This window comes from Shinella sp. SUS2, from assembly GCF_001262505.1.
In the GTDB taxonomy this organism is placed as follows: Bacteria; Pseudomonadota; Alphaproteobacteria; order Rhizobiales; family Rhizobiaceae; genus Shinella.
In genome coordinates, this window is record NZ_KQ410793.1 from 1 (window position 1) to 5954 (window position 5954).

General features: G+C 66.5%; 6 protein-coding genes. 5 read left to right on the forward strand and 1 reads right to left on the reverse strand.

The window, feature by feature from the left end; translation table 11 throughout:
• Positions 1–140: 140 nt before the first annotated feature.
• From AKG11_RS32880 to AKG11_RS32900, 5 genes are all read left to right on the forward strand, one after another.
• Complete coding sequence (locus tag AKG11_RS32880; RefSeq protein ID WP_050747060.1) at positions 141–1577, forward strand: FAD-linked oxidase C-terminal domain-containing protein; 1437 nt, start codon at positions 141–143, stop codon at positions 1575–1577.
• Positions 1574–2788, forward strand: coding sequence for an FAD-binding protein (locus tag AKG11_RS32885; protein WP_050747061.1), 1215 nt, complete (start codon positions 1574–1576; stop codon positions 2786–2788). Before AKG11_RS32880 ends, AKG11_RS32885 begins: the two co-directional genes overlap by 4 nt.
• A 2-nt stretch (positions 2789–2790) precedes the next feature.
• The gene (locus tag AKG11_RS32890; protein ID WP_023515773.1) at positions 2791–3210 is read left to right on the forward strand and encodes a hypothetical protein; all 420 of its coding nucleotides are present in this window, start codon (positions 2791–2793) and stop codon (positions 3208–3210) included.
• Between the two features lie 11 nt (positions 3211–3221).
• The gene (gene glcF / locus AKG11_RS32895; RefSeq protein ID WP_050747062.1) at positions 3222–4520 is read left to right on the forward strand and encodes a glycolate oxidase subunit GlcF; all 1299 of its coding nucleotides are present in this window, start codon (positions 3222–3224) and stop codon (positions 4518–4520) included.
• A gap of 74 nt (positions 4521–4594) precedes the next feature.
• A complete protein-coding gene (locus AKG11_RS32900) occupies positions 4595–5038 on the forward strand; it encodes a hypothetical protein (RefSeq protein ID WP_050747063.1) in 444 nt (147 codons plus the stop codon).
• A 54-nt stretch (positions 5039–5092) separates the two neighbouring features.
• On the opposite strand, the gene AKG11_RS32905 is transcribed toward AKG11_RS32900, so the two are convergent.
• Positions 5093–5800 carry a L,D-transpeptidase gene (locus AKG11_RS32905; protein ID WP_050747064.1) on the reverse strand — a complete coding sequence of 236 codons (708 nt, stop codon included), beginning with the start codon at positions 5798–5800 and terminating at the stop codon, positions 5093–5095.
• Positions 5801–5954: the final 154 nt, after the last annotated feature.

Consider the following 5954-nt stretch of genomic DNA (forward strand, 5'->3'; position numbering starts at 1 on the left):
ACTCCATCGAATCTCGCAAATCCGAAGGAATCATAACCTGTTGAAATCACCCACCTCTTTTTGAGGCAGCCTCTAAGGGTTTGCATCGCCAGAAATGAAGTGGTAAAGAAAAAAGACCACTTGATGCAGGAGGCCAAGAGATGGATCAGATCGGGTTCCTGGAGCCGCGGCCGGCGGTGCTCGCCCGTCGTGGGGACATCGTCGCGGACCTGCTCGATCTCCTGCCGGAAGGCTGTCTCGTGCACGAGCCGCGCGCGCTTGTGCCCTTCGAGACGGACGCCTTCGTGTCCTATCGCCGTCTGCCGCTTGCCGTCGCCTTGCCGGAAACCACCGCACAGGTCGCCGCCGTCCTGAAATACTGCCATCGCTACGGCGTACCCGTCGTGCCGCGCGGGGCGGGCACGTCGCTTTCGGGCGGCGCGATCCCGCAGGAGGATGCCGTCGTCGTCGGCCTCTCCAAGATGGCGCGCATCCTGGAGGTGGATTTCGCCAACCGGACCGCCACGGTGCAGGCCGGCGTCACGAACCTTTCCATTTCCGATGCCGTCTCGGCCGACGGCTATTTCTATGCGCCCGATCCGAGTTCCCAGCTCGCGTGCACGATCGGCGGCAATATCGGCATGAATTCCGGCGGGGCGCACTGCCTGAAATACGGCGTGACCACGAACAACCTCCTGGGCGTCAAGCTCGTGCTCATCGACGGCACCATCGTCGAACTCGGCGGCAAGGCGCTCGATGCCGGCGGCCTCGACCTTCTCGGCGTCATCTGCGGCGGCGAGGGGCAGCTCGGCATCGTGACGGAGGCGACGGTGCGGCTCATCGCCAAGCCCGAGGGCGCGCGTCCGGTGCTCTTCGGCTTCGACAGTTCGGAGGAGGCAGGCGCCTGCGTCGCCGATGTCATCGGGTCGGGCATCATCCCCGTCGCCATCGAGTTCATGGACAAGCCGGCGATCGAAATCTGCGAGGCCTTTGCCGGCGCTGGCTATCCGATGGACGTCGAGGCGTTGCTGATCGTCGAAGTCGAGGGCTCCGAAGCCGAGATGGAGGCGATGCTTGCCAGCATCATCGAGATCGCGCGGCGCCATGGCGTCAAGGTCGTCAAGGAAAGCCAGTCGGCGACCGAGGCGGCGCTGATCTGGAAAGGCCGCAAGTCCGCCTTCGGCGCCACGGGCCGCATCGCCGACTACATCTGCATGGACGGCACGGTACCGCTCGGCCAGCTCTCGCATGTGCTGCGCGGCACGGCGGAGATCGTCGAGAAATACGGCCTGCGCGTCGCCAACGTCTTTCATGCCGGCGATGGCAACATGCATCCGCTGATCCTCTTCAACGCCAACGATCCGGAAGATGCCGCGCGCGCGGAAGCGGCGGGCAATGACATCCTGAAGCTCTGCGTCGATGCTGGCGGCTGCCTGACGGGCGAACACGGCGTCGGCATCGAGAAGCGCGACCTGATGCGCCATCAATATGCCGCGGTCGACCTCGACCAGCAGATGGCCGTGCGTGCAGCCTTCGATGCGCAATGGCTGCTCAATCCGTCCAAGGTCTTCCCGCTCGAAGGACGCCCCACCGCATGACCCCCATCCATGAACCGCTCTCCGAAGAGGCCGCCGCGCGCCTCGTCCAGGTCGCAGCGCTGTCCCGCACGCCGTTTGCCATCCGCGGCGGTGGCACGCGCAGCCTTGCCGCTGCGCCGGACGGGGCCGAAACGCTCTCGACGCGGGGCCTTGCCGGCATCGTCGCCTACAATCCGGCCGAAATGACCATGACCGTCCGTGCCGGCACGCCGCTCGAGGTCGTGGAGGCGGCGCTTGCCGAAAAGCGCCAGATGCTCTCCTTCGAGCCCTGTGACCTGCGCGGCGCGCTCGGCTCCTCCGGCATTCCCACCATCGGCGGCGTCTTCGCCACCAATGCCTCCGGCCCGCGCCGCTTCGTTGCGGGCGCTGCGCGCGACAGCCTGCTCGGCGTGCGCTTCGTCAACGGCAGGGGCGAGGTGGTGACGGCCGGCGGCCGGGTGATGAAGAACGTCACCGGCCTCGACCTCGTCAAGCTGCTTGCCGGCTCACACGGTTCACTGGCGCTCTTGACGGAGGTCACCTTCCGCCTTCTTCCGGTTCCGGAAACGGCGGCGACCATCGTCGTCTCCGGCCTCAACGATGCAGAGGCGGCCGCGGCGATGGCGACGGCGATGGCGATGTCCGTCGAGGTCTCCGGTGCCGCGCACCTGCCGGAAAGCGTGCGCGGCCGGTTCGTCGGTGGCCTGCTGCCGGACGGAGCGGCCACGGTGCTGCGCCTCGAGGGTCTTGCCGCCTCGGTGGCCGTGCGCAGCGAGAAGCTCACTGCCAGCATGGCCCGCTTCGGCGCAGTGACGCATCTCGATGCGGAGGTGACGGCCCGTCTCTGGCGGGAAATCCGCGATGCCGCGCCCTATGCAGACGGAACGCCGCGTCCGCTCTGGCGCGTTTCGGTCGCGCCCACAGCGGGCCACCAGCTCGTCGCCGCGCTCCGTCTCGAAACGGGTGTCGATGCCTTCTACGACTGGCAGGGCGGTCTCGTCTGGCTGCGCATGGAGGCCGACCCCGAAGCCGCGCTCTTGCGCCGCTACGTCAAGGCCGTCGGTGGCGGCCATGCCACGCTGCTGCGGGCCCGGCCGGAGGTGCTGGCGGCGACGGACACGTTCGAGCCGCAGCCGGACGCCGTCGCCGCGCTCTCGGCGCGCGTCAAGGCGAGCTTCGATCCGGCCGGCCTGTACGTCTCTCCCTTGATGGACCGAAAACAGGGAGCATGAAGATGGGACGGCTGGCGGGCGATTCGATTGCGAGGCAGCAGGCACGGACGTGGAAGAAGCGTGTCGATCAGGCGCGCGAGGACAAGGCCCGCTGGGGAACCTTGCCCGCTGCGCCGCTGGCGGTGCTGGGCGCGGCACGCCGACAGATGGCGCTCCTCTGGTGGCTGTGCGGTGACGTCGGCCCGTCGGCGACCGTTGGCGCGCGAGGGCTTCCGCCCCTGACGCCGGATATGCGCGCCCTCATCAAGAAGGGCTATCTCACGCTCGCCCGCCACAGCAGCTACATGCCCCTCAATCCCTCGCGGCGCGACAATGTGCTGACGATCACACCGGCCGGGCAGGAGGCGCTGGCCGCGGCTCATGTCACCCAGGCCGAGAAGGCCTACATCATCGCAGCCCGCATGAACCGCATGCTGCGCTAGGGAGTATCGACGTGCAGACCAATTTCACCGCCGAGCAGCTTGCCGATCCGCATGTCGCGACATCGGAGAAGATCCTGCGCAAATGCGTGCATTGCGGCTTCTGCACCGCCACCTGTCCCACCTATGTGACGCTGGGCAACGAGCTCGACAGCCCGCGCGGCCGCATCTACCTCATCAAGGACATGCTGGAGAACGGCCGGCCGGCGGATGCCGAGGTCGTGACGCATATTGACCGCTGCCTTTCCTGCCTCTCCTGCACGACGACCTGTCCCTCCGGCGTCGACTACATGCATCTCGTCGACCATGCCCGCATGCATATCGAGGCGACCTACAAGCGCCCGTTCTGGAACCGGCTGACGCGCAACATCCTTGCCGCCGTGCTGCCTTATCCGGGCCGGTTCCGCCTGGCGCTGAAGGCGGCGGCGTTCGGCCGGCCCTTTGCCGGCCTCCTCAAGCGCTTCAAGCCGCTCGAACCCTTCGGTGCCATGCTGGACCTTGCACCCCGCGCCCTGCCGAAGGCCTCGGCCAGCGCGCGGCCGGGCACGCATCCGGCCGCCGGCCCGCGCCGCGGGCGGGTCGCGATCCTCTCCGGTTGCGCCCAGCCGGTGCTGAAGCCCGAGATCAACGCCGCGACGATCCGTCTCCTCACCCGCCTCGGCGTCGAGGTCGTGGCGCCGGCGGGCGAAGTCTGCTGCGGCTCGCTCGTCCACCACATGGGCCGCGAGGAGCAGGCGCTGGAGGCGGCGCGGCGCAATGTCGATGTCTGGCTCGGCGAGGTCGAGAAGGGCGGGCTCGATGCGATCATCATCACGGCGTCGGGTTGCGGCACGACGATCAAGGACTATGGCTTCATGCTGCGCCTCGATCCGGCCTATGCGGACAAGGCTGCGCGGGTCTCCGCCCTCGCCAAGGACATCACGGAATACCTCGCGACGCTCGACCTGCCCCAGCAGGAGGCGCGGGGGGTGACGGTCGCCTATCACTCCGCCTGTTCCATGCAGCATGGCCAGAAGATCACCATGGCGCCGAAGACACTGCTGAAGAAAGCGGGTTTTGCGGTGCGCGATCCGGCGGAAGGGCACCTGTGCTGCGGCTCTGCCGGCACCTACAACATCCTCCAGCCGGAGATTTCCGGCAAGCTGAAGGCGCGCAAGGTCAAGAACATCGAGGCGACCAAGCCGGACATCATCGCCACCGGCAATATCGGCTGCATCACCCAGATCGCGACCGGCACGGCCATTCCGATCCTGCACACGGTGGAACTCATCGACTGGGCCTATGGCGGAATGAAGCCCGCCGTGCTTTCCTGAGCCTGTCACGCGCGGAACAGCCGCTTCGTCCGCGGATTGCTAGACAGGCGGCATTCCAGCCATCGGAGATGCCCATGCGCCGCCTCATGCATTCGCTCACCGCCCTTGCTGCCCTCTCTACGCCCGCCTTCGCCACCGGCGGGTTCAGCTGTGCGGTAAAGGACAGGAACGTCACGTTCGAAGGGGAGGCGGGCTTCAGCTACAGCCTCGGCGGCATCCTGAATTTCCGCGGCTCGATCGAGCTGCCGAAGGATCTCGCCCAGAAGGGGCTCGACAGGAAGGTCACGCTCGATCAGTCTTTCCTTACGCACCATTGGCTGCATGATGGTGAACTGCGCCTGCTCGTCCACGCCGAATCCGGTGACAACCAGCCCTTTGCAGCGCTCGATTTCGTCATGATGACGAAGGCCGGCGAGGACGAAACCGGTTACGAGGGCACCTATACGCTGAAGATCGAAGGCGCGGACCTCGATGAGCCGATCCGGCGCGCGGGAACGATCGGCTGCTCCCTCGGCTGAACGCAAGACGCCGGCGCAAGGCCGGCGTCCAAACGGTCTACGGCAAGCGGCGGATCAGCCGCCGAAACCGAAGAGGTTGCCGAAGAAATCGACGCCCTTGTCGTTGTAGCTCACGCTGCCCTGACGGTTGCCGGGGCCGACGACGATGACCTTGGTGCCGATATCGGCGCGGGCGTAGAGATGCTCCACATCCTTGTTCATCATGCGGATGCAGCCCGACGACATGTTCTGGCCGATCGTCCAGGGCTGGTTCGTGCCGTGAATGCGGAAGATCGTGTCGCGGCCGCCCTTGAAGAGGTAGAGCGCACGCGCGCCGAGCGGGTTGTCCTCGCCGCCGGCCTGGGTGACGGGCAGGATGCGACCCTTCTTGGCCTCGCGGCGGCGCATTTCGGCCGGCGGCGTCCAGCTGGGCCATTCGGCCTTGCGGCCGACCTTCACCACGCCCGACCAGCCGAAGCCGTCGCGGCCGACGCCGATGCCGTAGCGCGTCGCCTTGTTGTTGCCCTCGACATAGTAGAGATACTTGTTGTTGGTATCGACGATGACGGTGCCCGGTGCCTGGTCGGTGACGAAGCGCACCTTGGTGCGCTTGTACTTCGACGCGACCTGCTTCTTGCTTGGCTGGGCGACGAGCGTTACATCGGAGGCCGTCTCGACCCGGTCGCCCGTGCGGGCCGCGGGGAAGGCATTCGCCGACGAGACCGGCATGATCGCCGTGGCCGCGATAGTCGCGGCCAGCAAGATCGATGCGTATTTCCGCATGGTATAGTCCCTCTCAATCCTCAATTCTGCGAGGCTAACCGACTCTCGACTGATTTCAAGCCGGCTCCCGGGCAGTAATACGCCGCCTCGCTGACTTCGACTCTTTAGCCTTCCCAAAGTGGGGTGAATCTGAATCTCTGGTGCAAACCGGAGG

What these genes read in the sequence shown, in the direction of transcription:
- AKG11_RS32880 (WP_050747060.1), top strand. Translation starts at nt 141, where the DNA reads ATGGATCAGATCGGGTTCCTGGAGCCGCGGCCGGCGGTGCTCGCCCGT.
- AKG11_RS32885 (WP_050747061.1), top strand. Translation starts at nt 1,574, where the DNA reads ATGACCCCCATCCATGAACCGCTCTCCGAAGAGGCCGCCGCGCGCCTC.
- AKG11_RS32890 (WP_023515773.1), top strand. Translation starts at nt 2,791, where the DNA reads ATGGGACGGCTGGCGGGCGATTCGATTGCGAGGCAGCAGGCACGGACG.
- AKG11_RS32900 (WP_050747063.1), top strand. Translation starts at nt 4,595, where the DNA reads ATGCGCCGCCTCATGCATTCGCTCACCGCCCTTGCTGCCCTCTCTACG.
- AKG11_RS32905 (WP_050747064.1), bottom strand. Translation starts at nt 5,800, where the DNA reads ATGCGGAAATACGCATCGATCTTGCTGGCCGCGACTATCGCGGCCACG.